23 protein-coding genes, 1 tRNA gene and 1 pseudogene are annotated in these 22,216 nt (G+C 64.2%); 15 read left to right on the top strand and 10 right to left on the bottom strand.

The genetic code is table 11. The annotated features are described in order from the left end of the window. Both ACRWK7_RS23055 and ACRWK7_RS23060 read left to right on the top strand, forming a co-directional pair. On the top strand, positions 1–338 hold a 338-nt coding region (locus ACRWK7_RS23055), incomplete at its 5' end, for a flavin reductase family protein (RefSeq protein WP_431858653.1). An 11-nt stretch (positions 339–349) separates the two neighbouring features. Further along, positions 350–787 carry a cytochrome C gene (locus tag ACRWK7_RS23060; protein ID WP_431858654.1) on the top strand — a complete coding sequence of 146 codons (438 nt, stop codon included), beginning with the start codon at positions 350–352 and terminating at the stop codon, positions 785–787. A 15-nt stretch (positions 788–802) separates the two neighbouring features. Here ACRWK7_RS23060 and ACRWK7_RS23065 read toward each other — a convergent pair whose 3' ends face one another. Both ACRWK7_RS23065 and ACRWK7_RS23070 read right to left on the bottom strand, forming a co-directional pair. Further along, positions 803–1,039 carry a thioredoxin family protein gene (locus tag ACRWK7_RS23065; RefSeq protein ID WP_431858655.1) on the bottom strand — a complete coding sequence of 79 codons (237 nt, stop codon included), beginning with the start codon at positions 1,037–1,039 and terminating at the stop codon, positions 803–805. A gap of 15 nt (positions 1,040–1,054) precedes the next feature. Continuing rightward, the gene (locus tag ACRWK7_RS23070; protein WP_431858656.1) at positions 1,055–2,107 is read right to left on the bottom strand and encodes a permease; all 1,053 of its coding nucleotides are present in this window, start codon (positions 2,105–2,107) and stop codon (positions 1,055–1,057) included. A gap of 724 nt (positions 2,108–2,831) precedes the next feature. Here ACRWK7_RS23070 and ACRWK7_RS23075 point away from each other — a divergent pair. Continuing rightward, positions 2,832–3,044 carry a hypothetical protein gene (locus ACRWK7_RS23075; RefSeq protein ID WP_431858657.1) on the top strand — a complete coding sequence of 71 codons (213 nt, stop codon included), beginning with the start codon at positions 2,832–2,834 and terminating at the stop codon, positions 3,042–3,044. Between the two features lie 224 nt (positions 3,045–3,268). On the opposite strand, the gene ACRWK7_RS23080 is transcribed toward ACRWK7_RS23075, so the two are convergent. Next, positions 3,269–3,342, bottom strand: a tRNA-Gln gene (locus ACRWK7_RS23080). 637 nt (positions 3,343–3,979) lie between these two features. Between ACRWK7_RS23080 and ACRWK7_RS23085 the strand changes: the two genes are divergently transcribed. From ACRWK7_RS23085 to ACRWK7_RS23095, 3 genes are all read left to right on the top strand, one after another. Further along, complete coding sequence (locus ACRWK7_RS23085; protein ID WP_431858658.1) at positions 3,980–4,525, top strand: hypothetical protein; 546 nt, start codon at positions 3,980–3,982, stop codon at positions 4,523–4,525. A gap of 139 nt (positions 4,526–4,664) precedes the next feature. Further along, positions 4,665–5,495, top strand: a complete 831-nt coding sequence (locus ACRWK7_RS23090) for a PD-(D/E)XK nuclease family protein (protein WP_431858659.1) — start codon at positions 4,665–4,667, stop codon at positions 5,493–5,495. A gap of 16 nt (positions 5,496–5,511) precedes the next feature. Further along, positions 5,512–6,156: a hypothetical protein gene (locus ACRWK7_RS23095; protein ID WP_431858660.1), complete on the top strand. Its 645-nt coding sequence runs from the start codon at positions 5,512–5,514 to the stop codon at positions 6,154–6,156. A gap of 72 nt (positions 6,157–6,228) precedes the next feature. On the opposite strand, the gene ACRWK7_RS23100 is transcribed toward ACRWK7_RS23095, so the two are convergent. Further along, positions 6,229–6,768 carry a hypothetical protein gene (locus tag ACRWK7_RS23100; protein WP_431858661.1) on the bottom strand — a complete coding sequence of 180 codons (540 nt, stop codon included), beginning with the start codon at positions 6,766–6,768 and terminating at the stop codon, positions 6,229–6,231. A gap of 69 nt (positions 6,769–6,837) precedes the next feature. After that, complete coding sequence (locus tag ACRWK7_RS23105) at positions 6,838–7,740, bottom strand: hypothetical protein (protein WP_431858663.1); 903 nt, start codon at positions 7,738–7,740, stop codon at positions 6,838–6,840. Positions 7,741–8,351: 611 nt separating this feature from the next. Here ACRWK7_RS23105 and ACRWK7_RS23110 point away from each other — a divergent pair. The 5 genes from ACRWK7_RS23110 (at position 8,352) to ACRWK7_RS23130 (ending at position 14,290) form a co-directional block, all read left to right on the top strand. After that, positions 8,352–8,678 carry a hypothetical protein gene (locus ACRWK7_RS23110; protein ID WP_431858664.1) on the top strand — a complete coding sequence of 109 codons (327 nt, stop codon included), beginning with the start codon at positions 8,352–8,354 and terminating at the stop codon, positions 8,676–8,678. Next, the gene (locus ACRWK7_RS23115; RefSeq protein WP_431858666.1) at positions 8,678–9,010 is read left to right on the top strand and encodes a hypothetical protein; all 333 of its coding nucleotides are present in this window, start codon (positions 8,678–8,680) and stop codon (positions 9,008–9,010) included. The genes ACRWK7_RS23110 and ACRWK7_RS23115 overlap by 1 nt, the downstream gene beginning before the upstream one ends. 242 nt (positions 9,011–9,252) lie before the next feature. Next, positions 9,253–9,771: a hypothetical protein gene (locus tag ACRWK7_RS23120; RefSeq protein WP_431858667.1), complete on the top strand. Its 519-nt coding sequence runs from the start codon at positions 9,253–9,255 to the stop codon at positions 9,769–9,771. Positions 9,772–10,071: 300 nt separating this feature from the next. Next, complete coding sequence (locus tag ACRWK7_RS23125; protein ID WP_431858668.1) at positions 10,072–11,559, top strand: SNF2-related protein; 1,488 nt, start codon at positions 10,072–10,074, stop codon at positions 11,557–11,559. 598 nt (positions 11,560–12,157) lie between these two features. Beyond that, a complete protein-coding gene (locus tag ACRWK7_RS23130) occupies positions 12,158–14,290 on the top strand; it encodes a hypothetical protein (RefSeq protein ID WP_431858669.1) in 2,133 nt (710 codons plus the stop codon). 251 nt (positions 14,291–14,541) lie between these two features. Here ACRWK7_RS23130 and ACRWK7_RS23135 read toward each other — a convergent pair whose 3' ends face one another. Together ACRWK7_RS23135 and ACRWK7_RS23140 are read right to left on the bottom strand one after the other, a co-directional pair. Then, entirely contained in the window at positions 14,542–15,513 is a 972-nt protein-coding gene (locus ACRWK7_RS23135; RefSeq protein ID WP_431858671.1) for a hypothetical protein, read from the bottom strand. A gap of 265 nt (positions 15,514–15,778) precedes the next feature. After that, positions 15,779–17,086: a hypothetical protein gene (locus ACRWK7_RS23140; protein ID WP_431858672.1), complete on the bottom strand. Its 1,308-nt coding sequence runs from the start codon at positions 17,084–17,086 to the stop codon at positions 15,779–15,781. A gap of 16 nt (positions 17,087–17,102) precedes the next feature. On the opposite strand from ACRWK7_RS23140, the gene ACRWK7_RS23145 reads away from it, so the two are divergent. The 3 genes from ACRWK7_RS23145 (at position 17,103) to ACRWK7_RS23155 (ending at position 20,069) form a co-directional block, all read left to right on the top strand. Continuing rightward, positions 17,103–17,435: a transposase gene (locus tag ACRWK7_RS23145; RefSeq protein ID WP_431858771.1), complete on the top strand. Its 333-nt coding sequence runs from the start codon at positions 17,103–17,105 to the stop codon at positions 17,433–17,435. A 57-nt stretch (positions 17,436–17,492) separates the two neighbouring features. Next, positions 17,493–18,581 carry an IS630 family transposase gene (locus ACRWK7_RS23150; RefSeq protein WP_431858673.1) on the top strand — a complete coding sequence of 363 codons (1,089 nt, stop codon included), beginning with the start codon at positions 17,493–17,495 and terminating at the stop codon, positions 18,579–18,581. 81 nt (positions 18,582–18,662) lie between these two features. Next, a complete protein-coding gene (locus ACRWK7_RS23155) occupies positions 18,663–20,069 on the top strand; it encodes a hypothetical protein (protein WP_431858674.1) in 1,407 nt (468 codons plus the stop codon). 52 nt (positions 20,070–20,121) lie between these two features. On the opposite strand, the gene ACRWK7_RS23160 is transcribed toward ACRWK7_RS23155, so the two are convergent. The 3 genes from ACRWK7_RS23160 to ACRWK7_RS23170 all read right to left on the bottom strand — a co-directional run bounded on the left by ACRWK7_RS23160 (position 20,122) and on the right by ACRWK7_RS23170 (position 21,876). Then, entirely contained in the window at positions 20,122–20,379 is a 258-nt protein-coding gene (locus ACRWK7_RS23160; protein WP_431858675.1) for a hypothetical protein, read from the bottom strand. Positions 20,380–20,392: 13 nt separating this feature from the next. Beyond that, a complete protein-coding gene (locus tag ACRWK7_RS23165; protein ID WP_431858676.1) occupies positions 20,393–21,214 on the bottom strand; it encodes a DNA/RNA non-specific endonuclease in 822 nt (273 codons plus the stop codon). 62 nt (positions 21,215–21,276) lie between these two features. Beyond that, positions 21,277–21,876, bottom strand: a complete 600-nt coding sequence (locus ACRWK7_RS23170; protein WP_431858677.1) for a hypothetical protein — start codon at positions 21,874–21,876, stop codon at positions 21,277–21,279. 96 nt (positions 21,877–21,972) lie between these two features. Between ACRWK7_RS23170 and ACRWK7_RS23175 the strand changes: the two are divergent. Beyond that, positions 21,973–22,173 (top strand): annotated as a pseudogene (locus ACRWK7_RS23175) (FliG C-terminal domain-containing protein); the annotation flags it as partial. Positions 22,174–22,216: the final 43 nt, after the last annotated feature.

Below are 22,216 nucleotides of genomic sequence, written 5' to 3' on the forward strand. Positions count from 1 at the left end.
GGCTGATGCAACGCTCCGCCCTGCTGCCGGTGTTCCTTGAATCGCCGCGCTTCGCCGTCAACGTCCTGGCGGCCGGGCAGCAGGCGCTGTCCGACCGCTTCGCCTCGCGCGCCGAGGATCGCTTCGCCGGGGTGGGCTGGGAGCCGGGCGGCGGCGGGATGCCGCTGCTGCACGACGCGCTGGCGCGCTTCGAATGCGCGGTCGAGCACCTCTTCGAGGCCGGCGACCACCTCATGTTCCTGGGCCGTGTCGAGCGTTTCGAGCACCGCGACGGTGATCCGCTGCTGTACTTCTCCAGCCGCTACGCCGCCCTGCGGCCGGCGGCGGTGGCTGCCTGAGGGAGTTCGCCATGCACCTGCGCGCCAACCACCTGCACATCGTCGCCACCGCCGTCCTCCTGCTCGCCGCCACAGCCGCATGGGCCGACGAGATGGAACGCGTGCCGCCCGTCACCCATGCCGCCACGCAGAAGGAATGCGGCGAGTGCCACATGGCCTACCAGCCCGGGCTGCTGCCGGCCGCCAGCTGGACCCGCATTATGGACGGCCTGGCCGACCATTTCGGCGACAAGGCCACCCTGCCGGACGCCGTCGCCGCCGACATCCGCGCCTATCTCACCCGCAACGCCGGGCGCGGCGACGGCCGCCTGCTGCGCATCACCGAGCAGCGCTGGTGGCTGCACGAGCACGACTTCCGCGCCGACGTCTGGGGCCGCAAGGAGGTCGGCTCCAAGGCCAACTGCGAGGCCTGCCACCGCTTGGCCGGCAAGGGCGACTACGACCACTGACCGGCCGCCGGCGGCTCATGCCGCGAGCCAGCGGGCGATGTCCTCCGTCCTGGGCAGGCCGCCGGAGTGGACGACCTTGCCGTCCACCACGACGCCAGGGGTCGCGGCGATGCCGTAGCCGGCGATGGTCGCGTAGTCGGTCACCTTGTCGATGCACACCGCCACGCCCAGGCGGTCGGCCTCGGCCTGGACCATCTGCGCCGTCGTCTGGCACCGTTTGCAGCCGGGACCGAGCACCTTCACGTTCTTCATGACGTCCTCCTTCGGTCAGGCGAACAGGGCATTGAACAGGAAGCCGACCGCCAGGATGCCGAGGCCCACCACGCCGACGAAGACGGCGATCAGCCGGGCCGTCAGCACCTTGCGCAGGATGATCGTCTCGGGCAGCGACAGGGCGGTGACCGACATCATGAAGGCCAGCACCGTCCCGATCGCCGCGCCCTTGCCGATCAGCGCCTCGACCACCGGGATGATGCCGGCGGCGTTCGAATACATCGGGATGCCCACCAGCACGGCGGCCGGCACCGACCACCACGCCTCCCGGCCCATGATGGCGGCGAGCAGGTCGGCCGGCGCGTAGCCGTGGATCAGGGCGCCGACGGCGATGCCCGCGATGATCCAGGCCCAGACCCGGCCGACGATGTCCCGGACCGCCTCGATCCCCGCCAGGATGCGGTCGGTCGTGGTCATCTCCCGCACCGGAAGGTCCGCCGTGCCAGCCCGCACGGCCAGAACCCACGGCTCCAGCCAGCCTTCCAGGCGCAGCCGGCCGATCACCCAGCCGGAGACCATGGCGACCGCCAGTCCGAAGGCGAGGTAGGCGAGCGCGACCCGCCAGCCGACCAAGGCGAGCAAAAGGCCGAGCGCCACCTCGTTGATCATGGGCGCCGCGATCAGGAACGAGAAGGTCACCCCCAGCGGCACGCCGGCCGACACGAACCCAATGAACAGCGGCACCGCGGAGCACGAGCAGAATGGCGTCACGATGCCCAGCGCGGCAGCGGCCCCGTTGCCGATCCCCTCGCGCCGGCCCGCCAATAGGGCCCGCGTGCGCTCCGGCGAGAAGTAGCTGCGCACCACGCCCATGGCGAAGACCACCAGCGTCAGCAGCATCAGCACCTTGGGCGTGTCATAAACGAAGAAGCGCACCGCCTCGGCCACGGCGCTTCCGGGTGTCAGCGGCAGGCGCGCCACCACCCAGTCGGAGAGAGGGACGAGCTGGTTGTAGAGCACCCCCCAGGCGGCGAGCGCGGCCAGGATGCCTGCGAGCCAGAGACCGGTGTCGGGGCGGCGGGGTGCCGCGGGCGATGCGTTGGTCATGCCGCATCCTTTCCCTCATCCGCCATGGCGGCGAAGTCCGCATGACCAACGCGGCCATGGTGGAACTCAGCGCCGGGCTTCCGACGATAGCGGGCTTGGCCGGACGCCGCTTCTGCGCATAAGTGTATCCTAATACTTTCTCCGGTCCCCGGCCATCACCGGGGCTGGGACACGCTGTCACAGCCTGCCGGCGAACCGGCGGTGCGCGCCGGTCCCGTGCCGCCGTGCGCGCTCGCGTATCCAGAACGGACGCAAGCGCGTGGGTCCAGACCGCTCCGATGCATGCCGGAGGCATTTTCCCATGGCGGGCGTGCGGCATTCGGGCGTCGGAAACCTTCGATCGGAAAAGCCCAATGCCATTCCGCGTGCTCCACGCGCCTGGCGCCGCGATGATCGACGCCCTCGATTTCACCGCAAGGAACACGCCCCGCTCCGGTGAGAGTTCGTGCTCCGCTTCGGCACCGCCCGTCCGATCCACGACGGGCTCCTAGCCCGGCGCTGCTCAACGGGTGCACTCAAGGGGCAACCAAAGGTGCCGGCGGCTGTTCAGTTCGTGCGTGATCGCGGGTGGCCGTCCTTCAACGATCTCGACGAACCTTGGCCGACCGCCGCCTTCACGACGCTTGGGTTTGCCGCGCTGACGCGCATGGCCACCGTCGGTGGGCGTTCAGTCGCAAGGACCATGAACGGTTGCTCAACGAGGTCGCCGCGATGACGGGTGCCGATGATGGCTCGTAAACGTCCAATTTCCATGGGAGAGCGGTTTGCCCGCGCCAGTACGCCGGGACACGTCTATGTCGTGGTCGCCTTGGTCGAGAAACCCGGTCACCCGCTGCATGTCCGCCTCGCGGCGGAGGGCGGCGTGCCCGTCGACGAGATCCTGGTCGGCGCCTCCGCGCTGCTCGACCCGGCGATTTGGCTGCGCGTTGGGGACTAATCACGGCGGACGGGTCGGCAACCCGCCGGGCGCCGCTGGGGGAGGTGCCACCGTCTACGTCGGATCATGCGGAAGATGAAAGAGGCCGCGGGCCGTCACGGCGCTGATGCCAGAATCCGATGCACCAACAGAGCTGGGCCAACTTGGCCACGGAACGCCCCTTCGGGCCGGCCGGGATGCGCGCGACCCGTAGAATCCTAAGGATGTGGGCTTTTCCGAGAAGGTGGTTGGGGGACTAGGATTCGAACCTAGGCTGGCGGAGTCAGAGTCCGCTGTCCTACCGCTAGACGATCCCCCAGAGGCAGCCCTGATCCATCAACGGTTCCCCATTGACCGAAAGCAGGACGGCTATCCTACTGAAACCACCATATTCGCTGGTGTGGGGAACGTTGTGACGCAGATCGGCAGCGGTCGTCAAGGCGTGCTTTCCGAGACGATTCAGGGACCGTGGGCGCATCAGGGCGGGCGCTTGGCTCGACGCAATGGCGCCGGACCAAGTGGTTGGCGCCCTGCTCATCAATCGGTTTGCCGGGCTTGGCGCTGTTCGCCGCCAGCAGGCGATGTTGCGGCGCCAGTCCGGTCGCATATGGTAAGCGCGCTCAGCAGGCAGTGATGGCGAACCGTGTCAGCCTGCTTCAGCGGCACGCGGGCTCTGGCTCGACGTGGACGCTTCTTTCGTCGCAGCACGAGCAGCGGAAGCGCAGGTCCTTGACCGTGGCCTTCCCGCCCTGGGGCGCCGTTACGACCAGCGCGACCGCAGGAATGGAGCGTCGACTGGTGGCGCGGAGGCAGATGTCTACGGCGCTTCTAATGCACCTGGACCGCGGACGATCGCAACAGGATGCGACCCATGTCGCGTTGATCTGGCCCACGACAACCTGACCGCGCTGCATGTACCTTGGGCTCGGCCTTGTCGATTGTCAGGAGGGAAGGCGATGCTTCGCTCGCTGCTCATGGTTGGTGCTCTTATCTTCACCCTTTGGATGACTGTTCCGGCTGCCGCCGGTGATGCCGTGTCAGGATGGCAGGGGGCACGGTGGGGAATGTCGGCGGATGATGTGCTTGGGGCGGTGCCGGGCTCGAAGCGGATGGTGAAGCCGGAGAAGGACGGCTACGGCAACAGCCTCTTGCTGGTGCTCGACAGCTACACGGTCGCCCAGCACGACTTTCTAATGAAGTTTTGGTTCGACAAGGGCGGCGGGTTGTACTCGCTCGGTATGCTCGATAAGTCGAGCGATGGCCGCGGCTGTCTGGAGGCCTACTACAATTTCACCGACATGCTGATGTCCCGGTACGGAGCGCCCGCGTCCTCGAAGGAAGAGCGGAACACCGTCTCTTCTTCGTTCTCTCGCCTCTGGGTGCTTGGTCCCACGCGCATCGAACTCACCTGCATGCTCCTGCCCAGCGCGAAGAAAGAGCTCAAGGGGCAGTTCACGGTCACCTACTCGGGAATCGATACGGCGGAAGCCTCGAAGCTGTAGGCCGCACGAAGTTGAAACAAGCTCGTACATGGAATTGGCGGCGCTCGGAACTGCATTGAGCGTGTGGTGGACATCGAGCGCTTGCCGGGGTTGAGTGTGGTTGCTATCTTGCAACCAACTGCACGTCCGGGGACTCAGGATGAACGGAGAGGATGGGGAGGCTTTGGGACCTCCGGCGGCCTTGGAACTGGCAGCATTCTTCAGTCAGCTTCGCCCGGTCATGGCCCGTGAGCGCCCGCTCCTCGCCGAGCAACTCCCCGCCGTGTTCGACACATTGCGCGGGCTCAACTTTGGTCACGTTGGACCTGAACTGCCCAAAGCGCAATTCGGTGTGGGGCAGACGTCTTCCTTAATAAGCTGGTTTGGAGAATTGCGAGGCCCGCTCACCGACTGCTGGGACGCGGGGCTGTTTGGCAACCCTTGGGCCGCTGCTGCTCTCCGGCGGGATGAAGTGCGCAATGCTTCAGTGTTGGCGTGGTTCTTGGATCCGAGGGGCGGCCACGGGTGCGGCGATGCCCTTCTGGTGTCTCTCCTCGACCGCATACGAGGTCGCCTGCTGGACTTCCCGGAACGGCCATCGCTCCGCTGCACTGTGGCCGTCGAGGAGTGCCCGGATGGATCAAGAGCCAACCGTGTCGACATCCAGGTGGATGACCCAACTTTCATCGTCGTTGTCGAGGTGAAGATCGATGCGCCGGAGCAGCCGGGCCAAATGGAGCGCTACTGCCGGATCGCCGCCGAACGGGCATGCGGCAGACCCTGGGCGCTCGCGCTTTTGACGCCCAGTGGACGGCTACCGGTAACCGCTGGTGAGTACGGCGGATACGTCGTCCCATTTGCGTGGTCGATGATCGCCACAGGGCTGCGTCGGGCGGTTTCCGCAAAAGGTCGAACTTTAGAAGGCCGCACGCCTGCGGGCGTCCCGCATTTCCTGGCGACCACATTCGCTAGACACATCACCAACTTCTGAACAGGAGACCCGCACGATGGATGCGGACGATTGCAAAGCTGGAGCCATCATTCTCAATGACTTGGCTCTCTTCAACAGGGCGGTCGTCTTCTTCGAAGACCAGATCGACCCGCTGATTCGCACCGAGATCGGGCAGGTTGTGTCCTCCTGGCTGGAGGCCCGAAACTGGTCAGGCAAGGCTGACGTCTCCGGGCAGTTTGATGATCTGTGGGTGGCTCCACGCCAATGGAAGGCGCCGGAAGAGGACAAATGGTACGCATGGTTCGGATTTGGTCGGCGCGCGAACTGGGAGGGCCACTCGTTTGAGATCGCTGACCTGTTCGGAGCAGGGCAAGCGGATTGGGGATTCCGCTTCTTGGTTGAGCACGCCTGGTTTGGGGGGAAAACGGGGTGGAACGCTTATGCCAAGGGGCTGGTTGAGCTTGGCCAGCAACTCGACGGGCGTGGTTGGGTCCACGAAGGCAAGGGCGTCTTCTTCCGCCCGGTGGTGTTGCCCGCCGACAAGTTGGCCTCAGCCTGGGAGAATGAGGACTGGGTAGAGGCACTGGCGCCGCTGAAGCGGGCACTAGATACCCTAGTGGATGATCTACCAATCTTCGACGCGATCGTAAACGGAGCTAAGATCAAAGCCGAGAAGGCGGAAGCTGCTGTGGAGCGTTAGCTTTGACCTAATTCAGTGTAGGCCTTTACAGCTTCGCTCCACCGACAACATTGGAGCTGCGGGCCTGCCCAGTCATTCAGAGGCCAGCTCATCATGGTTGTCAGGCGCGGCCCAATCGCTCACGTGCCGCCAGTCCAGGACACGGTCCAGTGTGCGCTCGCCGTCGGGCAAGGACCATAGTCGCTGGGCGACATCGACCATGGTCAGCAGCTCCACATCGGACAGGTCGGCGTATTCGCTCCAGGCTTGCTCTATCTGCTCGGGCAGCACCGATGCCTTGAGTTCATCGTGCAGCGTCGTTCGGACGGTACCGGGCGACATATCGAACGTGAGGACGAACTCCGGGGTGTCATCGGCCTCGTCGTCCAGCATCCCTTGCAGGGCATAGATGGCAAACGACCAAGCGTGGCTTGACAGGCGCGGTGTCGCGGCCTCGATGATGGCGGAGTATCGGCGCAGTAGGTCGCGCAGCGCCTCCGAGCGGCCCCTCTCCCCGCGGCTGCGCATGTCGATGATGGCCAGGTCGCGTTGCTCCAGGCGCACCCCCAGCTTGGCTTGGTCCTCCGCCAGCTTGCGAGGACGACCCATCTTCTTCATCTGCTCCGCGGTCATCCGCTATCCATCCGGTATCCGTTCATCGCAGGTGCACCAGCTGAGCACCAAGTGCACCCTTCAATCCCCTTACTCGCTTTCGTTCTCCCAGGCCCCGTCGGCGATGACCCCCGCGATGGTGTCGCGCACGAACTCTTTAAGCTCATCCTGGAGCTTGGCCGCGTCGTCCTGGAAGATCTCGCGGTCGCAAGAGACCGAGACCTGGATCTCCCCATCGTCGTCCTCGTCGGCCGTTCCGACCTGACAGCTGAAGATGTTCAGCCCCAGGCAGTTCTCGCCGTTCGACCAAGTGCCAATGGCCTCCTCGATGGCGTTTACGAGGGCTTCGATGTCTTCATCGTCACCAAGGCCAGCTTCGCTCCGGATGGCGCTGAGGGACAGGATGACCTCGGCTTCCAGGTCGGACTCCAGCCCGTCCTTGCGCTTGGCCTCATAGGATTCCGGGCCTTCGGAATCGGTGAAGACCGGGGCGCGGGCGAGCTCCACGTTCTCGCCCTCAGGGAGAATGCGGACGTAGACCTCTGCGTCCTCCCAATTCATGGTGTCAAGGTCACCCCGGAAGGCGTCATCACGCAGTTCCCCGGCCTCGGCCTCCAGGAAATTGTCGATGCCATCGCTCAGGTCGACGGTGTTCCAATTCAGGTCCTCGGACTTGCCGTCGTCGACCAGAACGTTGGTCGAAGCTCGGGTGTCGTACGTCTTGCCATCCTGGATGTAGACAGCCGCGGCGGCCACGGCCTCGTCGAGCGTGTAGCCATAGTCGTCGCCCCCGTAGTTGTCACCAAAGCGGTCGATGATGGCGAAGGTGTCCGCTTCGCACCCGTCGTATCTGGAGATGATGCCCACAACGACGCCGTTCACCTTGACCCACACGAGGTTGTAGTCCGCATCCGCCGAGGCCCCCGTGATGCCTCGCATCTCCAACGCTGCCACGATCGCATCGGCCACCGCTCCGCTCTCGACCATCTCCATGCCGCCCTCCTGGAATCACGCCATAGTGCTGAAGTTCTGTCGGACAAAAATCGGCGGCGCAGTATATGTCCTGCATCGGCGCTTCTGTCAATGATTTCTCTGGATGATCACCCTCTTCGATTACGAAAATCCCCGAAAAAAAATCCCGCGGAGCGATCGTGGATTTAATACAGTGGCTTGGTTGTTTGATGCGGCATGCTTGTCAAGCGTAAAGTAACGTTACGTTTCATTTAGCGTTGCGTAATTTGAATCGATGGGTTACATATTGATCGTTGCCGCTTCTGATGGCTTGGGAGCGGGGCGGGCGACCCCACCGTGAAGGCACCGGATATCAGGTCTGATTAGGTGCTCTCAGGGTGGGCAGCGATCCAGCAGGTAGCCGTACCTGCTGAGGAGCCGGGCACGACGGGCAAACGCGCGTTGCGGCCATCGCACGCTGAAGGCACGCATCGCTGCGCTCGCTGAGGCTCCGGTGATGCGGGTTTGGCGGGGACAGCCCGTTAACCGTCAACCGCGTTGGTGATCTATTTGATCGAGGACATCCAGGCGTCTCTCAAGTCCATGCGCGCCATAGCACATAACTCTTTCAGTCAGGCCGAGGACATCAAGTGATGAAAAACAGCTATTCGCTACGTACTTGGCGCAACAAATTTCGAGCTGACGGCCTGCCGACCTTGGATGCCTGCACGGCAGTCTACGTGGCGCTCTGGCACTTGGACGAATTCGAGGACGAAGACTGGTTTGTCGTCAAGCCGGATGGCGACGTCCTTACGGAGCTTAACTTCCCCTTCGAACATGAGGACGGGGAGGTCTACTGCTCGGCTGAGGATGTCGAGTGGATCTCGGAGGAGGAGCGTATCGCCATTACTGCCCAGATTGGAAACATCGCGCCGCCTCTGCCTTTGCATGTCGAGTTCCGGGAAGGGGAGGGTCTGTGATGGATACCCCGCTCGAAACCGCGATCACGGCTGCATATGCCGCCCTTGTAATCTTGGAAACGCTTCCCGCCCGCATGGATCCTCCTGGGCCGGACCCGATCTTGCTGGAAGCGCACAGAATCCTTGATGTTGCCGTCCGTGCACTCGATGCGGAAGACGTGGCTGACGGTACGCTGCTTCTGGCTGCCCGCGCCATCTTCCAGGCGGTTGACGCCCTCCAACCGAGTGGGCAGCCCATGCCGGTCGGCATCGGCAACAATGAACTTGCAGTGGCCCTGTTGCGCTCGCAGGCGAACAAGATTGTGGCTCTGTATGCGGGAGGTGCCGCATGAGCCGCCAAAATCCTCTTTGCCGCGCGTGCGGGCGGAATCGCCTAAGCAGGCGATCCGCCAGCCGGGTGTATGGCCCCAACGTCGGCGGCACGGTCATTCGCCGTCAGGGGCGCTACCGCGGGCCGCGTAGCGGCTACCATCGTTCCGTTATCCGCCTGCGCGGCGTCCTGGACTACGCCGCGCACACCTATACCCCGGACGTCGACCGTACTGCGACCAAGATGAAGCCGAGGGGGTGATCCATGAGCCATATCCTCAACGTCCCGGCCGATACCCTCATCTTAGGACTGCGCCAGCGCCGCGATGAGTTGGCCGAGCAGTTGGCTCGGCTGGAACGGACGCAGCAAACGGTCGCCAACGATCTGGATGCGCTTGAACAGGCAATGCAGGTCATCGGTGGGCAGCGTAGTCGTGCAGCGGCGCCTGCCGTGGCGTCTCAGGTGCTTCCGCCTTCTGCTTCGCCACCGGTTCGTGTCGGTGCTCTCGGCAGTCGCCGTGGCGACCTGCCTGCCACCATTCGCCGTGTGCTCGCTGAGTACGACACCCTCGGCCCGCTCACGACGGCTGATGTCGTCGAGGCCGTACACGAACACATCCCGCCGACCGTGGCGAACAAGGACCGTATCGGGAACTGCCTCAATCAGCTGTCACGGATCGGCATGGTCACGGGCAAGCCGAGCAAGGCGAACAGCCGCATGTACGAATGGAGTCTGACGGACAAGGGCCGAGCTGCCGTCCAGTCCGAGGGAGGCAGCGTTTGAGCCGCCGCGAATTCTGGAACGCGGTTACCAACCGCCGCATCATCATCGAGACCGGAATTGTCATCGGTCGCACAGGGGCGCGTCTGGTCGCTGTCGAACTCGTAGAGGCTACGTATTGCTGGCTCTGGACCGTGCGCTCTCTGCCGGATGGCGCCGTGCTGCGCAACGGCTGTGCGGGAAGCGAGGCCACTGCGCGACGGGTCGCAACAGAGGGGGGCGTGCAATGAGCCCCCACGAGCATCTTCCATCCCGCCACAGGTCAGCCGCTTCCCCTCAACCCCTGCACCGCACGGTGACATCATGAACCTGAACTACAACGCGGGCACGGGCCACTGGGAGTGCCGAACCGAGTTCTCCGAGCGCCACCTGCCGAAGGGTGCTGGCTTCCGCTGGGCGCCTGCGCCCCTGAAGCACTGGTGGACGACGGACCCGCTGATCGCGGTCAAGCTCGCGGACCATGCCGACCTGAAGACGGCCACCGGACTGCGCGCGGCGGCGGCCGCTGCAACGGCTCTTCAGCAGGCTTCGGCGGCTGCGTCGCGAGCGACGGATGCCAACGTCGAGATCCCCGTCCCGACCGGGCTGTCCTATCTGCCGTACCAGAAGGCTGGCATCGCCTACGCGATGGCGCGCAAGGACGTCCTGATCGCGGACGAGATGGGCCTGGGGAAGACGATCCAGGCCATCGGCATCATCAACACTGAGCTTGCCGCTCGCGACCGGGCGCGTGCGCTCATCGTTGGTCCGAAGATCGCGCTGATCAACTGGCGCGGAGAGCTCACCAAGTGGCTGATCAAGCCGCTCACCGTCGGCATTGCGACCACGAAGCACTGGCCCGAAGCCGATATTGTGGTCATCAACTATGATATTCTGTCAAAGTTGAGTGACCGCCTGCGGTCGGTGCAGTGGGATATCGTCGTCTACGATGAGTCGCACGCGCTCAAGGACGAGAAGACGGCTCGGACCAAAGCCGCCCTGGGCGGCAAGGGGCAGTCGCCGATCCCGGCCAAGCGTCGGCTGTTCCTGACCGGCACGCCGATCCTGAACCGGCCCATCGAACTTTACCCGATGCTGCACGCAATGGGGTTGCCGGAGGCGAGCAACTATTTCCGCTTCGCCAGCCGGTACTGCGATGGGCGCCACACGCGGTTCGGGTTCGACGCCAGCGGCGCCAGCAATCTGGAAGAGCTTCAGGGCGTCCTGCGCCAGTCCGTGATGGTGCGCCGCCTCAAGGCCGATGTCCTGACCGATCTGCCGGAGAAGCGGTTCTCCGTCGTCGAGCTTCCCTGCGACAGCCCGGCTCTCGGCAACGTCGTCGTCGCGGAACGTGAGGCGCTCAAGCGTGCTGAGCAGGAGGAGACGCGCCTGCGCTCCATCGTTGATTTGGCAAAGAAGGGTGGCAACGAGGCTGCATACCGGGCGGCGGTAGCCAACCTGAAAGCTGGTCGCAGCGCGGCGTTCAAGGAGATGTCGCGCCTGCGGCACGACACCGCCTTGGCGAAGGTGCCCCAGGTCGTCGAGCACGTTGTCGCGGTCCTCGGGTCCCTGAGGGAGTGCTTGCCGTGCATTGCCAGCACGGCGTCTCCCGGTCGGCCGCGGTCGCGTTGGCCATCATCGCCGACGAGGCTGGGCCAGGTGCCGAAGCGGATGCCGTCGCCGCACTCCTTCGTCAGGACGATGATGCCCGGATGCAGCCGAATCCGCTTATCGTCTCGTTGGCCGACACCGCTCTGTTCCGCTATGGCCGACTGGATGCAGCCCTTGCCGCCGCGTGCCCGCGCTACGTGACGTGGCGAGACCATTGGCGAAACGTTGCCCTCGACCCCAGCGGGTACTGGGAGCAAGCGCGTCGGGCACGTTTGCGGCCAAGGCGGAGTGAGGCCTGACGCGATGGAATTTTCCCCGGATGCTGTTCGCTTGGTCGCGGGAGCGGTGCTCATCGTCGCGGGTGCGGCCTTCGCCGTGTATGCGCGGCACGCACTGCGGGCCCTCACACTGCTGCGCGCCTTCAGGGTCGACCGCAGGCGGTTGCAGCTGAGGCTTGACCGGCTGACATCCTGACCGCCGTGACCAGCGTCCATTCAGGTCATGGCGGCCAGCGTAAAGGAGCATGACGACGGTGTGTGCCGTCGCGCCGGGTCCTGGTCGCAAGTGGGGAATGCAGGGGAGGGGAACGATGACGTCCGACATCCGAACTCTGGTGCCGCCCTACATGTTTTTAGCTGACGTTCAGGCCGACCCATTGGGCTGGCAATCAACCTCCTTGCACCTGGAGAAGCGCAAAAGCACGCGATGAGTGAATGTTCCTTCCCGCCGCCCGCATGGCGGGATAGGCTCCTTGGCCGTCAAGGCGCGGGGCGCGGGCCGCAGGTAAAGGGAAATTCACATGAGCGACGTGATCGAGACTATTCGCCGGGGCGACCTCTACGCCCTGCTGTCGGTCTGCTCCGATGACGATCTCGAACCTCTGGTCACGCGCATTGCCGACGCTGTACCGACGTTCCTCGAGGCCGACGAAGACTACCGGAATCACCGTCCCCAGCACTCGAGATACCATCGTCTGATCGGCGATGCGCTTCGTCACTGCGGTGACAGCCCCGCGGTTGGCGCTGCCCGCGGGGAAGGTCCTTCCTATGACGACCTGGTCGTCGAGGTCTGCAAGAAGCTCGACGTTCCATACGAAGTTGGACAGACCGCCAAAAACGAACGCAACGTGCTGACCATTCACCTGGGCCAGGAGTTAACGGCGCTGAGCCCGGAAGAGCGGGAGGCGATCCTGGCGCAGGCGCGGGAGGAGGCCTCCGGCAAGGCCTCTACCCTCGCGACCACGGCCAGGGAAGGCGTGAGCTCCCTGCTCTCCCATGCGGTTGATCTGCGCCAGAAGGTGGCGGCGCTGAGCCTGGACGAACAGGCGGCCGTCGTAGGAACGGTGCGCGAGGTCTCCGACAAGGCCGCCAGCGTGGTGACGGCGGCCAAGGAGAGAGCGAACTCCCTGTTTTCCCGAGCCGCCCGTTTGGGTGAGAAGTTGACGGCGTCGCGTTCCGGAGAGCAGGCCACCGTTGTCGCGAAGGCACAGGAGGTTGCCAGCAAGGCCGCCAGCGTGGCGTCCATAGCCAGGGAGGAGGCGACCTCGTTTCTCTCCCGCGCCGTGTTCCGTCCGCTGGAGGAGAGCGCATCGGGGTTCACTCTGGCGGAGCCGCTGTTCAAGGTGACCGTCCCCTGCGTCCTGCACCTCGCCTACCTTCGTAGAAAGCATCTGGACAGGCTGTCGGCGGCGGGGTGTGCGGCGCCGCTTGCGGCGTTACCTGCGTCCGAGTGGTCCGCCGAAGCGGCCACCCCAGGGGCCGACGTCACCGTCCATGGCCCGGGCCTTCCGGTTCCGGCCGCATCTACGTCATCGGTTCCGTCGGACATCCGATCAGCGCCACTCATCATCGGCGCCTCCGCGGACAAGCCGGTGCTGTCGCTGGCGCGCATTCCGGAGCCAAGCGACCAAGCCTGGAATCCTGTCGCGGTGTCGGGCGACGGCATCAGCAGGCTGAACCCGCTGCTCCAGGCCGTTCCGGCACTGGGGACCGCGCTCCAGGTCTCAACGACCAATTACATGGAGGTGGTGGTGAACGGTCCGCTCGCCGAGGCCATCGGCGGTGGTTTCAGGGGCTGGGTGCGCGGGGCTGAAGGGAAAATCGTGGAGCAGGCCCGACTCTTCGAAGCCGCCAACCTGTCGAACGTCGTGAGTGCAGGGGCGTTGTTCCAGATTGCGTCCGTCGCCGTCGCGCAAAAGCACTTGGCCGACATCAGCCACAAGCTGTCGGAAATCAAGGCGTCGGTCGACCGAATCCAACGCTTTCTGACCGACGAGCGCCGGTCGGTTCTCACCGGTGCCCTTCGCTACTTCGAGCAGATCGCGCCGTCGGTGCTGGCCGGAGAGCTGTCCGACAGCATCCGGAACCAAATCGAGCATCACGAGGCGCATCTGCTCCCGATCCAGGAGCACCTGCTCAAGGACATCCGCCACGAGACCCGGGAGATCCTCGACGTCAAAGGCTCGGACACGTTCGGGACCAAGGGCACGCAGGATGCGATCAAGGCGCACCAGAAGCAGCTCGAGGAGCTGTACCGCCAGCTGCTGCTCTGCATCCGCGCCCGCGCCTGCGGCTGGCAGCTGCTGGTCGTCTTCCCGGGTGAGGAGCGCTTGAAGGAGAACCGGAAGCGCAGCATCCAGGAGGCGCTCGGCAGGCTCGATGAAAGCGGCGACCTGCTCAAGGAGACCGACCGGTTCGTCCGGGAGAAGGTGAAGGGCCTCTCGTCGTTCTGGAACACCACGGCGACCCTGAACGAGCGCAAGCTGACCCTGCTTGCGTGGAATGAAGCGCTGGTGGGCGAGGTGGCATTCTGCAAGGAACAGATCGGCCTGGACATCCGGGCTGCCGAAGCGGTGGCGACCGAACGGCTCCAGCCGGTCAGGATGCTGCTCAAGATCGAAGGAGAGCGGATTGTAGGTATCTGCGCCGCTTGATCGTGATGAACATCCTTGATCTGCTCGCATCATCGTCTTCGTCCGCTTGGCGACGACTGACGAGTTCCGTCTCCCCGTACGCCTCGAGCATCTGAAATGGAACCCGGTCGGGGCTCTCAGCCGCTGCGATGGCTTCACCGTCACCGGCGTGTCCGAGAGCCACCGGCCGAGAACCACGGCGAGCGCGTCGGGACACCCCAGTCCCTCTCGCTCACCACCCTATGCCCCCAGTCACGGCGTCGGCGTTCCCCTCACGCCCGCAGATCGCGCCTGTCCTCCAGCAGACCAAGCCTTACAAGACGTGACCCAATAGCACCACGGGTTCGCCCGAAGTGGTCGGCCAGTTCCGTTCCACCTTTTCCCTCGTCACGGTACAAGCGCGTTAATTCAACGTCCTGTTCGTCGGTCCAAGCCTGCCCGGTATTTTCCGGCAGGCCATGTTCTATGGCGCGCTGGCGAGCCGCCGCGCGCCGTTCCTCCGGCGACAATTTCGGCTTCGCCACCTTAGGCGGCGGGCGGTAGCCACCCCCGTTCAGCAGCTTGTTTCCCCGGCCTGTGAGCACCTCGACCCAGAAGACCTGGGCTCGCTCAGCCGCGTCGCTTCCGCCGGTCACTTCGAAGACGACGAACACGGGCATCGCCCCACCCCCGCGGATCTGACGGATGCGTTCATCAACCTTCGGATGCTCGCCTGCTCTGTATGCGCGGGTGCCGTTCACCGTACCGACGTAGAAGACCCGGTGATCGGCGGGATCGACGATGCCGTAGACCGTCCAATGATCGGTGATAGCGGCTTCACGCTCCGCCCCATTTCCAGTCGCCGTGTCCATGGTCGCCCTTACCCCACCTATCGCCTCTGCCATGATGTCGCGATGCCAACGATGCTTGTTAAGCAGCGGCTCGCCGCGAGTTGCCAGGAGTCCAATCCATCGGCTCTCGGATTCGATGGACTCAGCCAGGGTGCCAACCTCCTCCAGCACCTCGAATACCGGCGTTCCCCCAGACGAGACCACTGCATGGAGCCACCTCCGCACACCTGTTCCGCGCGGTCGGACCCGGAGTCCCTTGAGGTGGGTCCGCTGCCGCTTGGCGAAGTCCTCCGTCTGACCGACATAGAAGGCTGCGCCGGTGTGCGGGCAACGGATCGCATAGGTCACGAATCTGTTGCCGCCCGGCTCTGCGCAGTCCACGAACGGAGGCTTATCGCTGCCTGGATCAGCCATCCCACTGCACCTCCCACAGGCTCGTTCTGGTACTATGCGTTGGTTCGGCGGACGGCCGTAGGGACAGTTACTGGAGATTCCATAATCGACGCAACCGCCAACATGACTAGATTAGACAAATACAACCGCGCCGGGGCAAGCTTTCCGTCGAAGGCGACCGGGTGTCGGGATGAATCCATGAAGCCGCAAGAAGCTGAATGAACGTGGGGCCGCGTCCTGGCGCGCGCAGTGTTCGAAGCAGGAGCCGCCGAAGGGGTCGATGCGGTCATTTCGATCCGGTCGTCCGCACCCGAACTGGTTGCAAGCGCTGCCCAGTGAAGGGATTCCAGCTCAATGCCGCCATCGCCGCCCACGCTGTCGCACCCAGATGGGGGCGGCGATAGTAGCGGAAGTCGTCGGTGGCGCTGGAGGGGCCGATGGCGAGGCCGGTGGAGATGCTGGGCTGGCGGGTGGCCCAAATGTAGCCGCTGGGGCTCAGCTCCTTGGCGACCTCGGCGAGTAGACGATCCGCATCGGTGGCGCGGCCGACAGCGCGGAAGGCAAGGGCGGCTTGTGCCGTTCCCTCCACCCAGAGCCCGTCGCGGTCATCGTTGAAGTCAAACCCACCATCCACGGCGTGAGCGCCTTCAGCGTAGGTCAGCGACCTTTGCCACCGCTCCAGCGCGCCGTGGAGCAGCAGTGGCCAGAGCTGGACATCGAGGCTGGAGACCGCGCGGTTGACCGTCACGCCGTCGGGCGTGGTGCCGACGAAGAAGTGCCCGCTGGCCTCATCCCACACCGCGTCCAGAAACGCTCGCGCGGCCTTGGCCTGATGGGACCAGTCTCCTGGTGCGCCCGCGCGGTCCAGCCAGTCGAAGACGGCCACCAGATCGGTGTTGTGCTCGGTCGATTTCCAGGTGAGCACCTGGGGCGCGTCGTCGTAGCCGTGGACGCCGCCGGTGAAGCCGTCTGGTCCCTGCCCATCGCGCGTGTGCTGCACCGTCCACTCGGCCAGCACTGCGGCGCCGTCGCGGAATCGGGTTTTCCCCGTAACCTCGCTCAAGGTCAGCAACGCCAGGGCTGCCCACGCCACGTTCCCGGTGGCTGTTCCGACTTGGTAAGGGTCTTCGAACCAACGGCTCGCGACGACATCCCACCACCCCATGGGCGGAATCGGCCGCTGGGTCTGTGCCCCGGCTCGGTAGGTGTTGCGAAGCCGCCCTTTCGTCCCTGCGCGATCAAGGTTGACAGCGGACAGCAACGCCTCCCCGATGCGCTGCGCATGGGCTCGGTGACCGCAGGCGGTCAGCGCAATGGCCGCGAGCGCATTGTCGTAGGTGAAGGCGGCGTTGGCCAACGCTGGTTCCGCGGTCGGTCCCTGGCCGAAGCTGCTGTCATAGCTGCGCAGGAAGACCGGCCCGGAGCCGGGTATCTCGTCCACGCGAGCGGCAAGGACTGCGCAGGTCTTCGTTGCGAGTTCCCGAGCCGCGCCGGTCGGCGTGTCAGCCAGGGCGGGACTGGCCGCGATGATCCCCGCGGCGATCAACCACGCGACAAATCGGTGTCCCTTCATCGGATGACCATCGTTCGACATCGTCTCAACTTCAACTCTGGCCGAGCCCCAGCTTTGCGTGGACATCCGGCCGCGTTTGGAATCTAGCGCCGTGATCGCTGACAAGGCGTGCTCGGCTGCGTGGCTGCTCAAGGCATTGTGCCGCAAGCGCATCGTACCGATCATCCCCAGTCGTGCCGACCAACCCGGAAATCCGGACTTCGACCATACTGCGTATCGGCGGCGGAACCTTGTCGAGCGGTTGGTTGGAAAGCTGAAGCAGTTCCGCCGTGTGGCGACCCGCTACGGCAAGCTCGATGCCCACTTTCTCGCCTTCGTCCGGATCGCCTCGGTTATGGTCTGGTTACGCAGCTTTGGTGACAGAGCCTAGTGGCCTGCGCCAAACAGGCAGTTACGTTCTACAAAGGATGCTGGCAGGCTGCGGGGCATGGATGTCTCGCAGTGGGCCATTGATCTGAAGCTGGCTCCGGCCGACCGGGATCGGTTGGGGGGCCTCATCCGCAGTGGCAGCACGCCGCAGAAGCTGGTGCCGCGCGCCCGGATCGCTCTGCTGAGCGACGGCACGCGCCTGAACGGCGCCATTGCCCGGGAGGTCGGCGTCGCTTTGCCGACCGTGCACCGCTGGCAGCGGCGCGTCCAGGAGCAGGGCGTGGACGGGTTGCTGCGCGACAAGACGCGCCCGTCGCGCATCCCAGCCTTGGCGCCGGAGGTGATCGAGCGCGTGGTGGAGATGACGCTCCAGGAACCGCCCGGCGAAGCGACGCACTGGAGCAGCCGCACGATGGCGGCGGCCAGCGGGGTGAGCGGCACCAGCGTGCGCCGCATCTGGCGCGCTCACGGCCTCAGACCACATCGGGTGCGCACCTTCAAGCTGTCGCGCGATCCCAAGTTCGTCGAGAAGGTCCAGGACGTGGTCGGCCTGTACATGGACCCGCCGCAGCACGCACTGGTGCTCTCGGTCGATGAGAAGTCGCAAATCCAAGCCCTCGAGCGCACCCAGCCGGGGTTGCCGCTGGCCAAGGGCCAACCCGCCACGCACACCCACGACTACACCCGCCATGGCACAACGACGCTGTTCGCAGCACTGAACGTGCTGGACGGCACCGTGCTCGGCCAGTGCGCGGCGCGGCACCGCCATCAGGAGTTCCTTCGCTTCCTCAACGCCGTCGAGGCGGCTGTGCCAGTCGGCAAGGTGGTGCACGTAATCCTGGACAACTACGCCACCCACAAGCACCCGAAAGTCCGCGCTTGGTTGGAAAAGCACCCGCGGTGGGTCTTCCACTTCACCCCGACCTCGGCGTCGTGGCTGAACGCGGTCGAGGGCTTCTTCGCCAAGCTGACGGCCAAACGCCTGCGGCGGGGCAGCTTCCGCGGCATCGTGGACCTGCAAGCCGCCATCCACCGCTACATTGCCGAGCACAACAAGACGGCCAAGCGCTTCGTCTGGACCGCCGATCCGGACCGCATCATCGCCAGCATCAACAAGGCTAAACGAGCGTCAGGTGCGGGCCACTAGTGCATGCGCTTTGACGCGGGGGCATTGGATCCCTACGTTCCGCACCATGGGACTGCGCGACAGTGGTCTTGGAGGGCGGGCATGGTTGAATTGCTGAAGGTGGCGGTTGTTCTAGTCGCCATGATGCTCGCTATGCTGATTATTATGCTGTATTGGGAGCTTTCAAAAAGCGAGCCCTACGCCCTCAGCTTCCTCGCAGGATTTGCAGTGTTGTTGGTAGCCGAGCAGGCTCCTTCCAGACTAATCGATGCCGCCAGAAAACTGGCTAATGTTGTGTTTATTGTCTCGATTATACTTAGCGTGGAAGCCGTTGCTGTCTATTTTTTATCATCGTTTTCATATAAATTAATTACTGCAAATGTCTGGAGGGAGGTTCAGCTTGCTAAGGAGTTGTACGAGAATTACGTGAAAGCCGCGGGTGAGTCTTGGGTATTGGTATTGCTTATGGGGTGCGTTGGTGTGGTCCTGGCGAGGCCGATCATTTATCGATTTGCACACAGGACGCTAGACATTATTGAGGGGTTTGCACTCGTTGTGTTCTCGATGTCCTTTTTCACAATTCTGTCGCCATTTGGGATTCTGGCTGTATACGAGGCGACCAACGAAGAGGCCCTCAGGAGATGGCATGCATCTCTTCGCTTTGAGCTTGAGCAAGCAAGGATGATACTCATAGACGAAACCGTTATCAAGCTTTTGCATAATGAAACGTTGGTGAGTGATCCGGACTTCCAAGACATTATGAAGTATGGTATTAAGTATGCTGGATCGTGCGGAGGCAATCGCTTTCAATATACCGTTCATGGCAGTTGGGGGCGCTCAAGTGAGCCGTGCCATCCACTGTTCGACGCTTATTCCACGGTAATCTTGAACGTGCGGAGTGATACTGATGACCGCGACAGCGGACCACACGATAATGATGATGACGATAGGGGCGAGGGAAGCCGCGAAGTCCTCGTGAAGCCGCCTCCCGAGGAAGAGGATGTTAAGCCACCCAAGGATATCGCCGGGCGCTTGGCGGACAAGGAGGCACGGTGGAACCATGCGGAGATGTTGAAGGCCAGGAGACAAGCGCTCGAAGAGACCATTGCTGGTATGCTGGGGAAAGCCGTGGATGTCTTACCGGCTGGCGAGATCGGCAAGGCTGTAATTGGGGAGTTTGCGAAAGCTCTGCTGACCCCATATATCAGAAAGGGGGCGAATATCATTGTCAGCGAGAATGCCTCAAATATCACTTCTTCCTATCTGCAACGGTACATCGGCAGAAGAGTTGATTACGTAAAAAGAAACATCAGCTTCATTAACAACAAAAACGTGATGGACGCCGTGGCGCATAGTAAAATCGCAGACCCATTAGGTTCATTCGAGCGCAGGCTGCAACACGGGGAGAGGGGCTATCCGTTTTCACCCTCTGGGCGTGGGCCGCAAGGTTCCTCCGGAACCCTAGGCGCAGAATTTCCGAGGACGGCGCTTCCGCCACGGCCCCGATGATGACCAGATGCACGAGCAGGCAGATACCGGCATCCTGAGATGCTACTGGGCGTCAGGCGAACGGGTTCTCCACCGTGTCGGGCGCCTCTGGCGGCGGCACGCTGTCCGGCAGGTTCTTTTCCGCCTCGAGCGCATGCACGACGGCATCGAGCAGGTCCTTGAGCCTGCGCGCGTGCTCCAGCCCCTGCTTGTCCCGGGTGATGTCCAGCGAGCCGTAGACCGCCACCTTGTCGGTGCCGTTCTCGATCGAGAGGTCGCCAATCTGGGTGGCGGCCGCATCGTCGGCGAAGGGCCTCAATGCCTGCGTCATGGTTTCCTTCTCATCAGCGTGCCAACTGCTTCAGCAACCTGAGCACATCCATCTCGGTGAACCCCGGCTCGTCGGGTTTCGCCTTCCGGCCGCCCTTTCCGTGCGGGCGGGGCTCGGGCAGGTCGAGCATGGCGTCGCGTTGCGTCTCCGGCAGGCCGGGGAAGACGGCGATTCCCGTCAGCTCTTCCAGGTCGGCGATGGAGATGCGCTGGTAACTGTTGCCGGGGGCGTTCTCGACCAAGTAGGCGGCGGCCTTGCGCTGGCGGACGTCGTAGACCGCCTTGAACAGGTGGGTTGGCACCAGGACGCGACCGCGGATGCGCTGAATGCTCGAGCCCTGGTAGAAGGGACCCGTGACCACATAGAGTTCGCCGTTGCGGCGCGCCAGGTTTCGAACCGACGACTCGATCCCCTCCCAGAGGTTCCGGTTATTGTCAGCGTTCTGCGGGACCATGTTCGCCAAGCTGAAGGACTCGTCCTGAGCCTGCGGGTCCGGCATGTCGCCCGACGGCGCCAAGTGACCGCGGTCGAAACCGGAGCCGCGGTAGTCGGCCAACTCGGCGCGCTCATCCTGCGGCAGGTTGGGGTCGGCGTGGAAGGTGTTGTTGCGCTCCAGCCCTTTGGCGGCCGTGAGGCGTTCGCGCGTCAGGCGCTCGGCTGTCCACAGCGAGGTCCTGGTGATGCCCGAGTGCAGTGCCGCGTAGCCGGAGTAACAGAGCTCGCGCGTCTTCGGCGCCAGCTTCGCGTTGACGAGATCCGGCGCCTGTGCCTCGAGAAAATGTTCCGGGCACGCCGTCGGCGCAGCGCTCGCTGCCGAGGGGACGGCGAGCAGCATCAGCAGGGGGAGAACCCAGGAACTCGCCACCGCTGCCCTGCGCATGGACACGGGGTCCCAGGTCATCGGCTAGCCACGGCGTTGACGGCGTCGGCGAGCGCCAGAATCGCCCGGTCGCCGCGGTCCGCCACCAGGGTCGCGGCGGCGTCCAGCGCCCGGACCGAGGGCGTGACGCTGCCGTTCGTCCTAAGCTCCTCAACAGCGGACACGACGGTCTCCAGAAGCCCGGCCAGCGCTTCGGCAGCCGGTGCGCGAGGATCGTCGTCGCCGATGGTCCCGAGGGTGCACAGCGCGCGGGCGATCCGCGCTGTCGGAGCATTGTTCTCGACGGTTGGAGCGGCGACCCTGCCGACCGGCTCCGCCACCTTTCGTGAGCCAAGGGCGTTCGTCAGGGCCGCGCGCACGCCGTCGCCGACCTCGTCCACACGGCCCTCGCGCCAAGCTCCGAGCACCGCGGCCACAAGGGCGAAAGCGGGCTGGTAGCGCTCATGCCCGCGCACCTCGAAGCACGCATCGACGCCATCCGAATACGGCGAAGGGGGTTCGTGGACTCGTGCCGCGTAGCCTGCCCGCTTCTCGCCCCCCGCAAACTTTCCGATCACCACCTCGGCGATCGGCTCGGCTTCCGTGGCCGTCTCGCGCGTGACCGTGACCCTCAGCATGCGCCCTCCTTCTGTCGGCGGCACGGAGGCTACGACAGGATTTCCCGGTTGTCACCGGAAGCTCCCGCAGCCGCTGCCTCCGGTATCCTCCTGTCGAGCTTTGAGGACCTGTTGTTTTCCAACATGTCGGAGCGTGCGGCGAAGATCTTGCGCGAGGACATGGCGGCGATGGGCCCGGTGCGGGTGCACGACGTCGACGAGGCGCAGATGTACATGGTGCAGCTGGCCAAGGATCTGGCAGCGCGCAGTGAGATCGTCATCTCCGAAGGCGGCGGCGAGGGCGAACTCATCTACTGATGGCGTCCTGGTCGGATGAGCGGGCTGGAGCGCTCATTGTGCA

Source organism: Azospirillum sp. (genome assembly GCF_050789165.1).